This is a genomic window from Bacillus sp. AK128, from assembly GCF_053903075.1.
Genome location: NZ_CP096379.1, coordinates 47,825 through 66,494, shown reverse-complemented (window position 1 = coordinate 66,494; position 18,670 = coordinate 47,825). Strand labels below are relative to the sequence as shown.

Below are 18,670 nucleotides of genomic sequence, written 5' to 3'. Positions count from 1 at the left end.
TCTATCTAATCTGAATTATCTAAATACTATTATATAATGTTACTAGTAAAAAATATAGAAGTAGCCACTCTAAGAATGAATGGCTTTAGCGTAAAGATTATATTTTTAAATTTATTACGACCATATTCTATTTGGTTGACTCGCCTTTCTTACCATCTATCAGCATCGTAGAGTTTTCCGTATTCCCTAATAAAGAATAAACATCCATTATTTGATACATAATAGGGATATTTATTAAAAATCAACTCCACGTAAGAAGTTAACTTTTGAGGTAGACAAGCTGGGGGAATCGGGATGGAGATTTATCAAGAAATTTGGGATGCAGACATGGATGGAAATGGTGTTCAACCGGTTGTAAGTACTGAAACTATCAATCATTCAGATGGATATGTTTGGGTCGACACAAAGAGGAGCCAGCTCATTTTTAAAGAAGTCTATATCCCTGACAGAAAACTAGGCAGTTACCAGTTAGTTGAAAAGCTATTTGATAATTATAGTTTAAACCAGAATAACCAGGAAAGAGTTTCTCCCTCTGAATCAAAAGAAATAAAAGAATTCTTAGTAATGGTGATTGATTCAGCACCCGGTCAATTAGCAAAAGGTTTTGTTGAGAAACAGTTTAATAAACAATTTAATCAGAAGGAATGGTTTACACATCTATATGACCTTTGGTTTAAACCGTTTAATTACGACAGTGGAAGGGATTTATCAGGATTTGAACATGTCTTTATCGGAGAACAAAAAGAAAGAAATCTAGTAGGTCACCATTTTTGGTATAAGTTTTGGCTTGAAGAAAGTGCTCGTTATAAAGATCAGGTTGAACGAGTCAGTTTGGACCACGATGATCAGCCCACTACTTCTGACTTTATTTCAATTAATTATCACCTTCATGCCTTTGATTATAAGAAAAGGAGATTGGTCGAATTACATAAAAGGAAATGTGCATTTTTTCTGGGGTTAAGTGCAGAGGGGCTGTTGGCTATGGGAACTGTGCGGGCAGCCTTTTCCGAAACTGATTCAGTTGATTTTATAATAAATAATATAAAGTATAAACTAAGATTGTATATGAGTCCTGATAGAAAAAGTATACGAACCTTATATCCTGTTTATGTTCGTTCATAGGCTTGTTTTTTATTAGTAGTAAGGAGTTTATAGGGTTAATTTAAATCTCCTAATACGATGAGGTTATTTTCACTTACCATAAAAAACTCCAACTAGAATCCTAGCTGGAGTTTTTTAATTTATTCTTTTGTCACTAAATAGGCTTTATACTCAGTCACACCTGCTTGTTCTACATAAACACCTAGTACCCAGTCCCCATTAGGAATTTCAATTCCGTCTTGAACCGTGCCATCCCAAAGGAATTCATGATATGGAGTTGGAGCATCAGTAAATGACCCTAATGTATCTACTAAACCACCAATTCCTCCAGCTGCAGTTAATTCATATAAATCATACTCTAGCACTTCCGCACCACCAGGTAAGTAAGCACCAACATAGTAGCCTTCTTCACCAGCGTTCTCCATATATGCACCAGTTACACGAGGGTAATCTGGTTCACCAACGAATAAGATAGTTGGCACATCGAATGTCTGAGAGCCATCACTCACAACAATCGTTCCTTCGTAATAACCTGGCTCTAACTTAGAAGTATCAACTTGAACATTGAAGTTCACTTTTTGAGACTTTCCAGGGTTAACCTTTGTATTTTTACTAGTCATTACTTTAATACCTTTTGGATTCCCAGCAAACTCTACATCAAAGCTATAATTCTTTCTTTCGTTTGAAAGGTTTTTAATTTCAAAGCTTTGTTTTTCTACTTGTTTCCCACTATCCTTCACAAACTTACCAAATGAATGGCTACCAGGAGCTACTAGTGTTTTCGTATTTAATGCATCAACAATACGGATGCTTCCTGCACCTTGTGAATTATGTGCATAAGCTTCGCCTGTTGCGGGATCAATGACATCAGCTGCTGTATTCATTAAAGCAGCTTTTACATCTTCAGTTCCCCAATTAGGGTTCTTCTGAAGTACTAATGCTGCTGCACCTGCTACATGTGGTGCTGACATACTAGTACCTTGTAGTGCTGCATAACCATTCCCTGGGAATGTACTTACAATATTGACACCAGGTGCAGATACATCTGGCTTAATCATCCAAGTTAATGTAACTGGCCCACGAGATGAGAAGTCAGCCATTGTTTCACCAACAGCACTATCAAATGCAATGTCAAACGAAATTGTGTTATTACCAGCTTCTAATTCAGCTAAAAGCTTTTGTCCATCAGAAAGTTCAGTTTTAATAGTCGGTACTGCCATACCTGGAACATCCGCATGCTCACCTGCAACATTGTTAAAAATAATTGCACCAACTGCTCCTGCTGCCTTAGCATTATCAGCTTTATCAACAAATGCAAAACCACCACGGCTGATTAAAGCAATTTTACCTTCAAGATCTTTTCCTTCAAAATCTTCTGCTGCTCCAAGACCTACATATACAAGCTCATACTCACCTTCATTTAAAGCCAATAACTCTTCATCAGAAGGGAATCCCATTACTTTCGCAGTTGGATATTCAACACCTTCAGAAGTTGAGATGTCTGAAGTATACACATTGTAAGGAAGCTGTGTAGCCCCTACAGAAATCGCTTCACGAGAAGTACCTGGAGATCCTACTGTCCAGTTATCAGGACCTGCGTTACCATTTGAAGTTACCGCTACAACCCCTTCAGCCATTGCCCAGTCTAGAGCAATTGAAGTTGCCCAGTCAGGGTTGTTTAATGTATTTCCTAAAGATAAGTTCATAACATCTGCACCGTCTTGAACTGCCATTTCAATACCAGCAACAACATCTTCAGTTGAACCACCATTCGGACCTAATACACGATACCCTAATAATGTAGCGTCAGGAGCTACACCTTTAATTGCACCATTTGCTGCTACTGTACCAGATACGTGTGTACCATGATATTGTCCTTCTCCCTCTTGTGGATCTGTGTCGTCATCCACAAAATCATAACCTTTATAATCACCAAATGCATGAGCTAAGTCTGGATGAGTATAGTCAACACCTGTATCAATAACTGCTACTGTTACACCTTCACCAGTGAATCCAGCATCCCATGCTTCGTTAGAACCAATAAATGGTGCACTATCGGCCATAGCTGGGCTGAACTCTTCTGCAGACACTTCCTCAGCAGAGATAACTTCAGCCGTATAGTGTACGTTTGGATATACAGCTTTTACACCAGGAACTGCTAATAGTTTAATAATTTCATTGGCTGGAAGCTCTACAGAGAATCCAGAAAATACATAATCATATTCTCTATTTACATCAGCAGTTTTAACTGCTGCTTCTAATGCCTTAACTACTTTTCCTCTTTCAGACTTTAGGTTCGCCTTTGATTGGCTTTTCCCTTTATGTTTTGCTTCTACAATCGATTCAGCATCTATCTCGACAATTACTGAAGTTGGTCTACTTGAGGATAATTCAATTTCTCCAAAAATTTCAGCTAAAGGTAATTCTCTAACTGATGTAGTTGATGTTTCATTTGCTGCTGCCCCAAAGCTAAATGTTGAAATAATAAGAACAAATGCTAAGAGACTAAATAAATTTCTTGAAAACTTTTTCTTCATCCTCTTCATACATCCTCTCTCTTAAATAATTGTTAAGAATCAATTCCGACCCTACTCATCCCCCTATGTAAAAAGGCACCCCCTAAACATTGAATAGTAAGTAAATTCGAAAAGTTCTTACATCCTATATAATTATAGATTTCTTCTCAATATCCTTGGTAAAATAGTCTTAAATTTCTGACTATTTACGACAATAAATATTGTACTTAATTCTCATAAAATTACCTAAAATTACATAATTTGATGGAATTATTAGTTTTTTACCTTTTACTGGAATTTACAGTAGGTCTATCATCCTGGTTTGCATTCAAATTCTGACAATGTATTTCATTTAAAAAGCAAATAAAAAAGCTGAATCCAATGGAATTCATTCCAGTTTGGATTCAACTTAATATAGGACATTAATCTAACTTTTATCTACTCACTCCTGTTTGCGCACTTTCCCTTTCCTGCAACCACTCGACTAGTTCCTTAGCTGGTAATGGTCGTGAGAAATAATACCCTTGGATCAGAGGTGTTTTTGTCATAGATATAATGAATTCCATTTGTTCCTTGGATTCTACTCCCTCAATGACTACTTGTAAATTTAACGAATAGCAAAGAGTTATGATTGCTTTTAATAGAGCTGAGTCCTTTTCAGATACTGGAATTCCATCAACAAATGATTTATCTATCTTAATAGTTGAGATTGGAATTCTTTTTAAATACGACAAGGATGATAATCCTGTTCCAAAATCATCAAGCGCAACAGATAAACCTAGCTCTCTAAACTTGCTAACCGCAGTAATGGCGTTTTCGATATCGTCGATGACACTTGTTTCAGTGATTTCAAGTTCTATCATATTACTATCAATTTTATAAGTAGATAGGTTTTGGCTAAGCATCATTAATAATCTTGGTGAAGTAACATATGGCCCCGGGATATTAATAGAAACTTGATGAAATGGAATATCTCCCTTTATCCAAGCTGATATTTGTTTGCAAACTGCTTGAATCACCCAGTCTGTTACATCAAAAATCTTGCCGTTATCCTCTAAAATCGGTATAAAAACACCAGGGGATATCATTCCTAACTCAGGATGCTTCCAACGTAATAATGCTTCTACCCCAGAAGTTTGTAATGACTTTGAGCAAACTTTCGGTTGATATTGTAAGAAAAGTTCATCATTCTCCATGGCTCTACTAATATCACTGACGATCTGTCTCTCAAAGCTAAACATATGAATAGCCGGATCATACTCTATTACCTCATGTTTAAATCTTATAGAAGGATCTTGAAGGACTGCCATACTATTGGAAAAGGTTTCCCTAGCACTCTTTTTTTGATCTGATTTAGCTATTGAACAGACCATATCAACCACAATATAGTTTTTATCTATTAAAATAGGTTTCTTAAAGATTGATAAGATTTTTCCCATTACAACCTTCATATTTTTATCTCTATCTTCTTCATGGTTAATTAGGGCAAATCGATTTCCTTCAATACGATATACCTTAATAGAAGCAGGCTTACATTCTTGAATTTGTTTACCTACTTCCTTAATCAATTCATCACCAAATGTATACCCTTGACTACTAATCCACCTCTCTAGGTTTTGGATGTGAAGGATGGCAATACTTGCAAGTTTCTTTGTTTGATTCAAATCTTGCTCAAATTGTCTCTGATTAGGAAATAGAGTGAGTGCATCGAAATGATGTAGGCGATATTCTACATATCGATCTAATAGGTTCGTTAAGCCTGATATAGCAAACAGGATTGAGATTCCAATCGTTATTACTATGATTAATAACGTGACATCCATTTCATGCATGTGTGATAATCTATCAATCATTGATTCTTCCACATAAAAGACAACTGCAGACATGCCCGTATAATGCATACTAGTTATTGCAACACCCATTAAGAGTGAAGTGACTAATTTAATTAGTATATTTCCCATGTACTTTTGCAAGGTAGAAAAAATATACAAGGCAACATATGAAACAGTAATCGCAATAGCTATAGATGCTATTAATATCCAAACTCGATAATAATAGCTAGCCTCCATCTCCATAGCAGCCATACCAATATAATGCATGGCTGAGATCCCGATTCCCATAATAATTCCTGCCATTATATATGGACGATGTGTTTTATATTTCCCATTTGCAATAAAAAAGGCTAAATACGAGGCACAGACTGCAGGGAGTATAGAAATAGTCGTTAGAAGCAGGTCGTATTCCATTGGAATTGGCAGCATAAATGCACTCATTCCAACAAAATGCATGGACCAAATTCCTAGTCCCATAGCAATAGATGAAAGTAAGAGCCAGAAGGATCTATGAAAGAAAGTATTTTGTTGCATACGCTGATTCATGGATAAAGCAGTATATGAGGCACAACAAGCTATCACAACAGAAAGAATAACGATTGAAAGAGAATATTCCCCATGGAGTATATGTTGATTATGCAAATCTGGTACAGAGAACATATTAATAACTACCTCGTTTGTTTTAATTTAGATTCTATATAACTTTTATATCGGCATAATATTGCATTTAATAATTTATTTTATTCAAAAAAACAACCAGGAAAATATATTCCCAGTTGTTTTATGAAGGAAATTTAGAAAATTGTTGCTAATATCGCTCCACCAACTGCACCTGTCACCACAATAATCCAAGGTGGGAGCTTCCAGAACACTAGCATGCTAAATAATATTGATGCAAACGCAAAGTCAATAGGACTTAAAATAGAACTAGTCCAAATTGGTTGATAGAATGCTGAAATTAAAATACCTACTACGGCTGCATTTACTCCCATTAAGGCCCCCTTTACCTTTGGATTCCGACGCAATTGGTCCCAAAAAGGTAATGTTCCTAAAATTAATAGAAAAGCCGGTAAGAATATCGCAACCGTTGCTAGTATTCCCCCTGTCCAACCATTCATGATAGCTCCCAGGTATGCTGCAAATGTAAATAAAGGTCCTGGAACTGCTTGTGCAGCTCCATAACCAGCTAAAAACGCTTCTTCAGTCAGCCAACCGGTCGGTACAAATTCCCGTTCTAGGAGCGGTAAAACAACGTGACCTCCCCCAAATACCAGAGAACCAGAACGATAGAAGCTATCGAACATCGCCACCCATTCAAGGGATGTTGCCTCTCTTAAAATTGGCAGAATGATCAGCAATCCGAAAAATAGCACTAAGCAAACAGATGCAAAGCCTCGTGTTATAGGAAATTGAACCCTTGAATCGAGCTCTTCCTTTTGATGTTTATAAATGAGGAAACCAATCAAAGCAGATAATAAGATAATTCCTACCTGTGTATAGGCAGTTTGCCAAAATAGAGTGACCACTAATGCCAACAGTGCGATAGCTTTTCTTTTCAGATCTGGTGTTAGCTTTTGAGCCATTCCTAAAATTGCATGTGCGACAACCGCAACCGCAACAATTTTTAATCCGTGGATCCAGCCTGCATCACCTACATTTAAACCTTGAAGTACTAAAGCAAAGATTATAAGAGCAAGGACAGATGGTAATGTAAATCCCAAAAAGGAAACAATTCCACCTAGAACACCTGCCCGCATCACACCTATACCAATTCCTACTTGACTGCTTGCTGGGCCAGGAAGGAACTGACATAGTGCTACTAAATCTGCATAGCTCTTCTCATCCATCCATTTCCTTCTTCGAATATATTCTTCATGGAAATAACCTAAATGTGCAACAGGACCACCAAAGGATGTAAAACCAAGTCTTGTAGAAACCATTAATATTTCTAATAAGGTTTTAAATAAATCTTGCTTTTCTTTACTAGGTTGATTCATATCTTTTCCCCCTCACTTATACTCATTATGATTTGGTTAGCTTCAGTTTCTTTATGTTTGCTCATAGTTTTATAGAAAGATGTATGTAATCAACTTTTCCCTAATTCAAGTTAGGACTTTTCCATTAGATTTTACCATCCGGATACCTGAAAGAACAAAACTCTCTATAAATCCGATCCTATATGAAAGTAAGAATTCATGCAAAAAATAAAAGAAGCTGTGAAAACAGCTTCTTTTATTTTCAATTATATTTAGGTAACTCCTTAGGCATATTGCTTATATTTTCTCATTTAAAACTTTGTTTTTTTTATCCAAAGGATTGGATCCATTTTTTCCACCTAGACCTAATGTTTCTGCTGTGGAAGTATGAATCTCCTGTAAAAGCTCGGGATGATCCATTAAGGATACACCATAAGAGCGAATCATTTCTTTAATTTTTGGCTCCCACTCTTCTGTGTAATCAGGGAAGCATTTTGTGATAACTTCAAGCATTACATGGACGGCAGTAGATGCACCTGGAGATGCTCCGAGTAGTGCCGCAATTGTACCATTAGCAGCAGTAATGACTTCAGTTCCGAATTGAAGAGTCCCCTTACCTGCATCGGTATCTTTGATTACTTGCACACGTTGACCCGCTACGACTAAGTCCCAATCTTCGCTTTTGGCATTCGGGATAAACTCACGGAGCTCTTCCATTCGCTGTTCTTTTGATAGCATCACTTGCTGAATTAAATATTTTGTCAGTGACATATTTTTTGCACCAGCTGCCAGCATAGTTAGGAGATTGTCTGGCTTTACGGAAGTGATTAAATCAAACATAGAGCCTGTCTTTAAAAACTTCGGTGAGAAACCAGCAAACGGTCCAAACAGTAGTGATTTTTTATTGTCGATGAAACGTGTGTCCAGATGTGGGACAGACATTGGTGGTGCTCCAACTTTTGCTTTACCGTAAACTTTTGCATGGTGCTTGGCGACAACCGCAGGGTTGTTACACACCATAAATATTCCACTTACTGGGAATCCACCGATATTTTTCCCTTCAGGAACACCGGCTTTTTGCAATAGGTGTAGGCTTCCTCCTCCGCCTCCAATAAAGACGAATTTCGCAGTATGTCGTTCAACTATACCGCTACCCTGATTCCGTACTTTCAGCTCCCATAAGCCTTCGCTATTACGTTTAATATCGTTCACACTGTGGTTGTAATTTATATCTACATTTTTACTCTTTAAGTGATCAAATAACATGCGTGTTAACGCACCAAAATTGACGTCTGTTCCAGAGTCGATTTTCGTTGCTGCTATAGGTTCATTGGATGTTCGGTCTTGCATCACAAGTGGTATCCATTCCTTTAGCTTTTCAGGATCCTCAGAGTACTCCATTCCTTTAAATAAAGGATTGTTTGAAAGCGCATTAAAACGTTTATTTAAAAACGCCACATTATCTTCGCCTTGGACTAAACTCATATGAGGCAATGGCATAATAAAGTCTTCTGGGTTTTTGATTAGCTTTTTGTTGATTAAATGAGACCAAAATTGCATGGAGACCTGAAACTGTTCATTCACTTTTATTGCTTTGCTAATATCTATAGATCCGTCTGGTTTTTCAACGGTATAGTTAAGCTCACACAATGCCGCATGACCTGTTCCGGCATTGTTCCATTCATTGGAACTTTCTTCTCCCGCACTTGAAAGCTTTTCAAATACTGTAATTTTCCAGTCCGGTGCTAATTCTTTGAGAAGTGTACCCAAAGTTGCACTCATAATCCCGGCACCAATTAAGATAACGTCTGTTTTAATTTCTCTTTCGCTCATTTTAACCTTCCTTATATTCCTATAATTCGCAGAAAGGATGTAGGCGTTCCTGCTTAGGCGTCACACCAAGCCATGGTGCGATTTAATCTGTCTCAATTATAACAATTTTATAGTATATTACAATTATTTATAAACCAATATATCTACTATTATATGATAATTATATCCTATTTAAAAGCTGGTAAAAAGTGTGATTTGTCCTCATAAGCTAGAAAACTAATAAGCCAGCATTTAAATCCCCCTTATTCCAATCACTTTAAACTGCTTTTCCCTAGCTTAATTACTTACTTTATTTTCGTAAATGTAACTAGCCCACAGTTAATGAAACCTAATAAATTGTGGGCTTTTTTTACAATTAGAATAAACATTCTGACCAAAACCAGCTTCTTGCAGTGAGTAATAATAACTTCAACAGCTATAAAAAAATTAGAATCTGTAAAAAAAGACAAATCCCCTATGCAAAAATTCAAAGGGGATTTGTCTTTCTTCTAAAGGCTCTGTTTTACATCAACTGCATAGTCGTAATACAAGTACCGTCTTCCTTAAAAGTAGATATCTCTGATTCTACCTGTTTACCTTCGTATTGAATCTTAACTTTATATGTCTGATCACGTGGCAACCATAAATCAACAAATCCATTATCATAAGACTGCATAATTTGGTCCACAACTACATTGCCTTCTGTGTCTTCTATATATATTTCAAAATCTTTATTTGCCAGTTCACCTTGACAACCTGTCAAGTGATGATTCGTTCAAGGATGAGTATAATTGATATAAGGAGCAATGGATACAAAGAATTCATCTTCCGGTAAGTCATAAGTGCTCTTCTCTCCATTACTATCAGTCACAATTAAATCCTCTGATGTAATAGAGGCACTTTGGTCTGTAATTTGACCTTCACTAAAATCACTGACTAGACTCTTAATCTCTTTATCTTGTTTTAATGAATTTTCATCATTTGTACCTGTTCCACTACAACCAACTAAAAGGATGGTAGCTAATAAGGTCATCCCCACGAGTGTCATCTTCATATTATGTTCACCCCATTTCTATTCTACAAATTCATCATACCATGACAATTCTTTTCCTAACCTTCTACATTTGAACTAATTATGACAATGTATCATAACGTTTTGACACCAGTTTTAAGCAAACTCCTTTGTCCATGCTAATCTAATTAAAAAATACTAACCCCATCCATAAAGTGACAAATTTTGCATAGTCTACACTAGTAGAATAATGGTAAAAGTTTACCAGTTAGATGGATATATTGTTTATAAGTTTTAAGGTGTAGGGGGACTTTTATGGGATATGCTGTAAAACGCTCGGTTGAAGAGATTGTTGATTCAAAGAATAAAACAGGTTCCTGGTTTACAAACTGGAAAGTAATCACATCAAGCATCTGCGTTATGGTCGCAGTTATTTGTGTATCCATTTACTATTATCAAATTAATCATTTCAACACTAATATTACAATAAACGGGATTAAAGTTGGCGGCCTTACGGTTGATAAAGCATTAAGTAAGTTACAAACCTCGGTTTTAAAAAATGAAGTTTATATTGGTGATCAACAAATTTTAGACGGATTAGATACAGAGATGAGATTCACAGAAGATGATTTACCTGGCCTAGATCATCTATTAGAAACTCAGTGGACATTTTTCCCGTCATTTAAGAAAGAAAATTATCCTTTAGTTCCCATTCAAGAGGACCAATACCGAAGTATCATACTAAAGTATGACTTGGAACAAAAGCTAAATGCTTTAAATCATGATTTAACTGCACCCTATGACTCTAATGCCATCATTGAACATGGTAACCTAGTCATCCATAAAAGCTTCGATGGAACAAAATATGATGTGAACCGTTTGTTACAGGACTACGAATCAATGGGATACGCAAGTGAGGTCCGTTTGACTCCAGTCTATCTACAACCGATCCGGGAAAACAGTGAACTTGTACAAAATCAAGTAGAAATGCTTAAAGAGCTACTTCAGACAACCATTGAATATCAAGTACAAGATCAAATTTTCTCTATAAAAGCAAGTGAGCTTATTAAGAATGCTTCCATCACGAATGAAAATACAATTTCACTTGACCCATTTTATCTTAAAAAGAAAATCACTGAAATTAATTCATCCCAATCTACTCTTGGAAAAAATTTTACGTTTACAACCAATTCAGGCTCTGTCATAACCGTTAAAGGAGAAGGTTACGGTTGGGCACTCGATATCGACAAGGAAACAGCAAGAATTCAAGAGGCATTTGCTAATGGAGAGAGATCCGTTTCTGCATCTAACATACACGGAAATGGATGGAGCAATGAGGGTTATGGCTATGAAACCTTCTCTAATGGTGGTATAGGAGACACGTATGCTGAGGTGTCAGTTAAAGATCAGCGCATGTGGCTTTATAAAGAAGGGAAAATGATCTTTACAACCCCTGTGGTTACCGGTAAGAAAAGTGCTGGGCAAGATACCTCACCTGGTGTGTGGTATATCCTCTATAAAAGAACTCCCTATACGCTTACTGGTACTTCAGCAGAAAACCCATATTCTATTAATGTAAGTTATTGGGCACCCTTTACGAACAGTGGCCAGGGATTTCATGATGCCAGCTGGCGTAGTAACTGGAGAAGCAATGCTTATTTAAATGCAGGTTCAAACGGCTGTGTCAATGTTCCACCTGGGGTAATGAAAACCGTTTATGAGAACCTAAGTGTCCATCAACCTGTAGTGATCTATTAGTAATTAAAAAGTCAGGTCAATTTGATTACCTGACTTTTTTATTTTTATAACTTCTTAATAGCAACTATCTATTCCTCTTAAAATGTGATTTTATCCTGACTCTAGTCTGACATTAGGTAGGATTCTGTCGATTTTTTCATTGTTTTCTCTTCTTGACCTTTACGTTAACGTCAATGCTATACTCGGAATAGATACTAGACTTGGAGGGATGTGATATTGAAAAACATTACCGAAGTAGCTAAGGAATTTAATATTTCAAGCCGCACCATACGTTACTATGAAGAAATTGGCCTCTTATCACTAACACGTACATCCACTAATCAACGACTTTTCACAAAAGAAGACATGGCAAAGATTAAGTTAATATTACGAGGTAAAAAATTCGGATTTACTTTAGATGAAATTAAAGAAATGGTCCTCTTGTTTGATCAGGATCGAACAGGAAAGAGACAGCTTAAACGTACGATCGAATATGGTAAAGACCGCATGAACGAAATAGATGAAAAAATTACAGAACTAATGGAAATGAAAACACAAATGGAATCTTTACTTGTTGAGTTTACAGAAAAGTTAAATAGTATGGAGGAGGAGTAATTTTATGAACAGTTCATTATTGTTAGAACGTAATGCACGAAAGTATCCCACTCAAGAGGCTGTGGTTAGTATGGGGCAGCGATTCACATATAAAGAGTTAGATCTTCTAGTCAATAAATTTGGAAGCGCTCTCAAACATAAAGGGATAGACGCAGGAGACAAAGTTGTACTATTTATGCCTAATGTAACGGAGTTTTTAATTACATACTTTGCTGTCCAAAGGATTGGTGCGGTTATTGTTCCTGTGAATGCAAAACTGTCTCAATCGGAAGTGGAATATATTATTGAACATACCGATGCCAAGGCATTAGTCGTACATGAAATGTTGTTTGCAGCTGTAAAGGACATTCAGTCACCAATGCTAAAGATTAAAACTGGGGCCGCTCACGGGGGATGGCATAGCTTTGAAGAAATCATACAAAATGGAAACGATGATAAAATTTCTTGTTTGTTAAAAGAAGATGATGAGTCAACCATTCTTTATACCTCTGGGACAACAGGCAATCCTAAAGGAGTCGTGTTTAGCTATCGCAATATCCTTACTGTAGCCAATATGATTGCTGTGGAAATGGAGGTTAAGCCAGAAAGCCGGATCCTTCTCATGATGCCATTAAGTCACTCTGCACCGTTACACTTATTTATGATGGCAGGAATGATTGTTGGCTCTACTCTAGTTCTTACACCTACGTTTACTCCGGAGCTACTCCTGGACACAGTGGAAAAAGAGAAAACAACACATTTCTTTGGGGCCCCTGTCGCCTATCTATTAACGGCAAATCATCCTCGCATTAAAGAAGCAGATCTTTCCTCGATGAAATGGTGGGTTTATGGAGGTGCTCCACTTTCAGCCAACGAAGTAAAGTTTGTTCAAAGTGCCTTTTGGACCAATAATCTTGTATGTGTCTATGGACTAACAGAAGCAGGCCCAAGTGGCACCTTACTATTAGGAGCTGAACACGAAGAAAAAGCAGGAAGTATCGGAAAGCGTGGAGCACTTGGAACAGAAATTAGAATTGTAGATCATGCTGGCGAAGATGTAGCACCAGGTGAAGTTGGAGAAATTGTGTTACTTGGAGAAGGCAATATGCTTACCTATTATAAGAATGAAGAAGCAACAAAGGAAACGTTTTTAGGAGAATGGTTGAAAACTGGGGACCTAGCTAGAATGGATGAAGACGGTTATATTTGGGTAGTTGATCGTAAAAAGGACTTAATCATTTCAGGCGGTGTCAATATCTATCCGAAAGAAGTGGAAGAAGCTATCCTTCAATATGAGGGAGTGACAGAGGTTGCGGTTATAGGTGTCCCTCATCCAGAATGGGGAGAAACCGTAAAAGCTATATTTGCAGCGAAAGAGCAAGTTCCAGATGCTGATCTAAAACTATTTCTTGAAAAGAAGCTAGCCAAATTTAAAGTGCCTCGATTATATGAACAAGTAGACGCCTTACCACGAAATGCATCCGGAAAAATCCTAAAACAACTTCTTCGTGAAGGGAGTGCCGTGTAAGTGAAAGTGCTACAAGATGTGAACACTAAAGAAAAACGCAACTTCTTCCAGAGTGACGAAACACTGGATTTAATTTTAAGAAACCATTTAGGTCCTGCATTTTATCAATATGCAAAAGATGAACTAACGGAATTTGGCGAGCTTTGCGCAAATGAAATCGATGAACGCGCCAAGCATACAGATCGTGAAGGACAACCAAGATTGAACCGTTATGACCGATTAGGTGAAGAAATTTCAGAGGTTTGGGTTAATGACGGCTACCGCAAAACAGTTCAGCAAACATATGATACTGGTATTGTAGGTTATGTCCATAAGGAAATCCCTGCCCTCGGTCATAAAGGAAATTATACGTATAGCTTTGCACAAGGATATCTTTTATCACAAAGTGAGCCTGGTTTTTACTGCCCTGTCACCTTAACAATGGCTACCGCCTATTTACTCGACCATTATGCTAATGATGAGATAAAGCAACAATTTTTACCAAAGGTATGCTCAACTGGAGATGAAGAACTTTTTGAAGGTGCTACCTTTCTAACTGAGCGCCAGGGTGGTTCAGATGTTGGTGCAAATGTGGTACGTGCAACAAAAGATGGTGATCATTATTACTTATCTGGGGAAAAGTACTTTGCCTCTAATTCCGGTATGTGTGGAGTTGTGATGGTGCTTGCAAGGGTCGATGGTGCACCTCAAGGCTCAAAAGGCCTTTCCTTATTTGCCGTACCTTGGCGAAATGATGATGGGAAACTAAACGGTATTCGTATACGCCGTCTAAAAGATAAGCTTGGGGTTCGTGCTGTTCCGTCAGCTGAGGTTGAGTTTGAAGGTGCAAAAGCATACCTAATTGGAAATCCCGCTCGCGGAATCAACTATATGATGGAAGCTCTAAATTTATCTCGTATTTGTAATTCTGTCGCCTCCATTGGTATTATGCGTCGTGCTTTTTTGGAAGCAAAAGAGTATGCAGAAAAACGAGAAGCATTTGGAAATCGTCTTACTCAATATCCAATGGTGCAAGATACACTAGGTAAGCTAGCAGCCAAACTTCATGTCGAAACAGCAACCATCTTTGACTCTATTAAACTATATGAAAGAGTAACTGATGGTGTTGCGACCGAAGAAGAGACCGTTTTAAACCGATTATTCATTGCCATTATGAAAAAAGAATCCGCAGAGCAGGCGATTCACTTTTCCCATGAAGCCATCGAAATGCATGGAGGAAATGGCTATATTGAAGATTTCGTCACTCCTCGATTACTTCGTGATGCCCAAGTATTAACGGTTTGGGAAGGAACAGCTAATATTCTTGGACTCGAAATCATTAGGCTGGTTAACAAATTTAAAGCTCATCTACTATTCACTCAAGAAATGAAAAATAGAGCGGACGCTCTTGCTAACAGTGAGTTAAAGACAACTGTACTATTGGAACTAGATCAACTGAAAGTAGACTTAGACCAATTTGCTAGATATGATGAGGCCCTTCAAACTTTTGAAGCTAAAATCTTTGCTAAACGAATGGCAGATATTTATGAAAGCATTATCGCTATTGAATGGGCAGATCAGTATCGAGGAAAGTTTGAGAAGCTAGCAGAAATTTATATAGAAGATACCTGGTCTCTCCGCAAACATGGAGATGAAATGAAAACCGTAAAGTATTTTTCCGATATTGTTTAAAGAGGATCTACGTCTTTCCTTAGAGCACTCCATATAGGCTGGGACATAAATATTTCAGCCGGTGATAAACCTGAACTATTAGGTGATATTTTGATGTATCTTACACCTACTAAATCGGGTTTTTATTTGTTACTTTCAATTGATTTGTTGATTTTGCTTACTATCTTAAAAATTAGTGTAATGGAGCGGAAGACACTCGACTCCTGCGGGAGATAGAGGAAAGGCTGAGACCCCACAGGCGTAGCCGAGGAGGCTCAGATTCCTCCCCGCGGAAAGCGAGTGTCTGAAGCGCAATGAAACAACCTTGTACATCCAGCTTAACTGGTTAATAAGTAACAAAGTAAACGAAAACAGTATTATATTTGATAGGTAGACTAATTTAGAGCTTATTCGTCTTTGAGACTGGTGTATTAGGTTTTGTTCCAGCCTCTTTCTATATGAATACTACCTAGGAATTATATAGCCCTGTTTGTCTAAATAGAATTTTAGAATTCCATTAAAGAGGAAATTCATGACGATATGACTACTTTTTTGGAGAATCAAGTGCTTGGTAGGACAATTGATATTTCCCGCCTTCAGCGACTTCTGAATGATATAAAGCCTTCATAGCGAAGTTTTTTTCTAAACCATGCTCATCCATTAACTGTCTTAAGCGCGCTTGTAATTCTGTATTATCTTTAATTAGCTGTTTCATTTGTGATTTAAAGTATTTCATGACAATTTCTTCCTTTCAGAATCCTGCTTCTACTATTAGTATAGCATTACAATTCTTACTAATACTTTATTTATCATTTGTCTCTGTTAAAATTGTTGTGATTCCGTTCCAGGACATTCTCTTTCCGCGGGCAGTAATTGAAGGTTATTTTAATTAGCGTGAGAAATCCTACCTTTTGGGCGCTTCCCACCTGTGGAGCCTCCTTTACTAGGATGTGCTGACTCTACTAAAAGCTACCACAGACGTGGAAACTTTTAGTAGAGGATTCTTTATATTCCCTTCCTTCCACTTCAGTTAACTCTGCTATAATCCAACACTGTACTTTAGCACATTCATTCTTGTGACTTAAATACAGTAATTGCTACCCTCTGCCCCCTGTATATTATCCTTTTATTACAAAAAATGAACAGAATCATTGAAAAGTCAGAAAAAGTAGTGACGATTGGGAGTATTATTTTACTACTTACAGGATTGGCAATGGGGGCTTTGAATCCAGCTCTATTTAAACAAATTTGGTACATTACTTCAATTATTCTATTCTTTATTGCTCTTTATTTAGCGGTTGGATTTGCTGGAAAGAGAACGAAAAAAGCAGTGGAAATGTTAAATGCTCATCAGGGGGATGATATCCCAATCGAAGTATCAACACTCAATAAATCCATTGGTATGACAGGTATGGGGTCGGCTCTAATTGCAGTTGTGATGATTTTCCTCATGTCCGTTAAGCCTTTTTAAACAAACTTATCTAAGAAGCTATTATACTTATTAAAAAAGGCGCAGAATCATTTCCGCGCCTTTTAATTATGCAGTATAAATATTACGAACATCTTAAAGTATTTATATTGTAGGGTGCAATAATCCTCTTATGACCAAGGTCAATTATAAGAACAAACACATTATATCCAATTAGATTGATGGGATGCTTATCGTCACAGTAGTCCCCTGCCCTTTAACAGATTGAAAGTCAATCGTTCCTTTATATTTTTCAATAATATTAAAGCAAATCATCATACCTAGTCCGGTTCCTTTGCTTTTTAAAGAATAAAAAGGCATTCCTAACATGGCTACTTCTTCTTCTGACATACCACATCCATGATCCATTACTTTAATGACAACAAAACTCTCTTCTCTTTCAGCCATTACCTGAATAACATCACCCGTCTCGGATGCCTCTATTGCGTTTTTAATAATATTTATAAGTAATTGTTTAATCTCAATATTGTTAGCAGAGATCATACAATCTCCATTTACACTTAACTCAATCGATTTATCCTGAATATGTCCATATGAATATAGCAAATCAGTTACACTCTGAAGGACAAGTTTTACATCAACTGTTTCAGTTACTTTATCTTTATCGGGTTTTGCAATCGTTAAAAATTGAGAGATTACTTGTTCAGCCGTATTTAATTCATTAATCATCAAGGTACATTGCCCTTTTTTCTCTTCGCTAAGAGTTGAATCTTGTTTAAATAGCTGCAAAAAACCACTCACAACAGTTAAAGGATTTCTAATTTCATGTGCAACAGCTGCTGCAAGTTGACCAGTTGTCTTTAAACGCTCAGATTGTTGGATTTGTTCATAATAGATTTGTAGCTTTTTTATACGAACATTCATTATATAGAAAATAAAATAGAGAATGATTTGACTATAAACAAAATTCACGAAATTCCCTACTATGTCTTGAGCTATATGCGGATACAAATCACCTTTGTCAAAAGCCATAATAAAACCAAATATAAAAATGGTCGAAACAAAGTTAAATACTAAAGAAAAATAAAAAAGCCTCGAGTCAAAATATAAGATGGAAAGGGCCGGAATTATACATAAGAAAATAAAGGTAGAAGACGTTTCTGGGTAAAAGATCAAAAGTGTATAAGTTAAACTAGATGCCACAATGATAATTTTCACCCTAAGAGAATGGGTCCTTTTTTTAGGGTAAAGCAATAAAAAAAGGGACAATATCACCACTAGGATGGTATGAATTATATATCCTACATCAGCTTTTCCCATCCGTGGATTATCAATGAATAACCCCGATAACATGATTGCTACTATTAGCCACCCGACAATATAATATGTTTTTCTATCAATAATATTCTCTTTCATATATACCCCAGCTTCAGTCCTTAATTTATATACTATAAAAAGTATACCTTTATTTTTGTAGAAAAGG

The 18,670-nt window shown here is 36.8% G+C and carries 13 protein-coding genes; 6 read left to right on the top strand and 7 right to left on the bottom strand.

What is annotated here, in order from left to right; all coding sequences use genetic code 11:
• Positions 1 to 294: 294 nt before the first annotated feature.
• Entirely contained in the window at positions 295 to 1,122 is an 828-nt protein-coding gene (locus M1D60_RS00300) for a hypothetical protein (RefSeq protein WP_456277241.1), read from the top strand.
• 119 nt (positions 1,123 to 1,241) lie between these two features.
• Here M1D60_RS00300 and M1D60_RS00295 read toward each other — a convergent pair whose 3' ends face one another.
• The 5 genes from M1D60_RS00295 to M1D60_RS00275 all read right to left on the bottom strand — a co-directional run bounded on the left by M1D60_RS00295 (position 1,242) and on the right by M1D60_RS00275 (position 10,291).
• The gene (locus M1D60_RS00295; RefSeq protein ID WP_456277240.1) at positions 1,242 to 3,638 is read right to left on the bottom strand and encodes a S8 family serine peptidase; all 2,397 of its coding nucleotides are present in this window, start codon (positions 3,636 to 3,638) and stop codon (positions 1,242 to 1,244) included.
• Between the two features lie 413 nt (positions 3,639 to 4,051).
• Complete coding sequence (locus tag M1D60_RS00290; protein WP_456277239.1) at positions 4,052 to 6,109, bottom strand: bifunctional diguanylate cyclase/phosphodiesterase; 2,058 nt, start codon at positions 6,107 to 6,109, stop codon at positions 4,052 to 4,054.
• 134 nt (positions 6,110 to 6,243) lie between these two features.
• Positions 6,244 to 7,446: a chromate transporter gene (locus M1D60_RS00285; protein ID WP_456277238.1), complete on the bottom strand. Its 1,203-nt coding sequence runs from the start codon at positions 7,444 to 7,446 to the stop codon at positions 6,244 to 6,246.
• Between the two features lie 276 nt (positions 7,447 to 7,722).
• Entirely contained in the window at positions 7,723 to 9,258 is a 1,536-nt protein-coding gene (locus M1D60_RS00280; protein WP_456277237.1) for a malate:quinone oxidoreductase, read from the bottom strand.
• A gap of 502 nt (positions 9,259 to 9,760) precedes the next feature.
• A complete protein-coding gene (locus tag M1D60_RS00275; protein WP_456277236.1) occupies positions 9,761 to 10,291 on the bottom strand; it encodes a CueP family metal-binding protein in 531 nt (176 codons plus the stop codon).
• A 273-nt stretch (positions 10,292 to 10,564) separates the two neighbouring features.
• Between M1D60_RS00275 and M1D60_RS00270 the strand changes: the two genes are divergently transcribed.
• The 4 genes from M1D60_RS00270 (at position 10,565) to M1D60_RS00255 (ending at position 15,779) form a co-directional block, all read left to right on the top strand.
• On the top strand, positions 10,565 to 12,007 hold the full coding sequence (locus tag M1D60_RS00270; RefSeq protein WP_456277235.1) for a L,D-transpeptidase family protein: 1,443 nt from the start codon (positions 10,565 to 10,567) through the stop codon (positions 12,005 to 12,007).
• A gap of 216 nt (positions 12,008 to 12,223) precedes the next feature.
• Complete coding sequence (locus M1D60_RS00265; protein ID WP_456277234.1) at positions 12,224 to 12,601, top strand: MerR family transcriptional regulator; 378 nt, start codon at positions 12,224 to 12,226, stop codon at positions 12,599 to 12,601.
• Between the two features lie 4 nt (positions 12,602 to 12,605).
• The gene (locus tag M1D60_RS00260) at positions 12,606 to 14,108 is read left to right on the top strand and encodes a class I adenylate-forming enzyme family protein (RefSeq protein ID WP_456277233.1); all 1,503 of its coding nucleotides are present in this window, start codon (positions 12,606 to 12,608) and stop codon (positions 14,106 to 14,108) included.
• Positions 14,109 to 15,779: an acyl-CoA dehydrogenase family protein gene (locus tag M1D60_RS00255; protein WP_456277232.1), complete on the top strand. Its 1,671-nt coding sequence runs from the start codon at positions 14,109 to 14,111 to the stop codon at positions 15,777 to 15,779.
• Positions 15,780 to 16,302: 523 nt separating this feature from the next.
• On the opposite strand, the gene M1D60_RS00250 is transcribed toward M1D60_RS00255, so the two are convergent.
• Positions 16,303 to 16,494, bottom strand: a complete 192-nt coding sequence (locus M1D60_RS00250) for a hypothetical protein (protein ID WP_456277231.1) — start codon at positions 16,492 to 16,494, stop codon at positions 16,303 to 16,305.
• A gap of 402 nt (positions 16,495 to 16,896) precedes the next feature.
• Between M1D60_RS00250 and M1D60_RS00245 the strand changes: the two genes are divergently transcribed.
• Positions 16,897 to 17,229 (top strand): DUF2269 family protein, encoded by a 333-nt coding sequence (locus tag M1D60_RS00245; protein WP_456277230.1) that lies wholly within the window; start codon positions 16,897 to 16,899, stop codon positions 17,227 to 17,229.
• A 171-nt stretch (positions 17,230 to 17,400) separates the two neighbouring features.
• On the opposite strand, the gene M1D60_RS00240 is transcribed toward M1D60_RS00245, so the two are convergent.
• Positions 17,401 to 18,159, bottom strand: a complete 759-nt coding sequence (locus M1D60_RS00240; RefSeq protein WP_456277229.1) for an ATP-binding protein — start codon at positions 18,157 to 18,159, stop codon at positions 17,401 to 17,403.
• Positions 18,160 to 18,670: the final 511 nt, after the last annotated feature.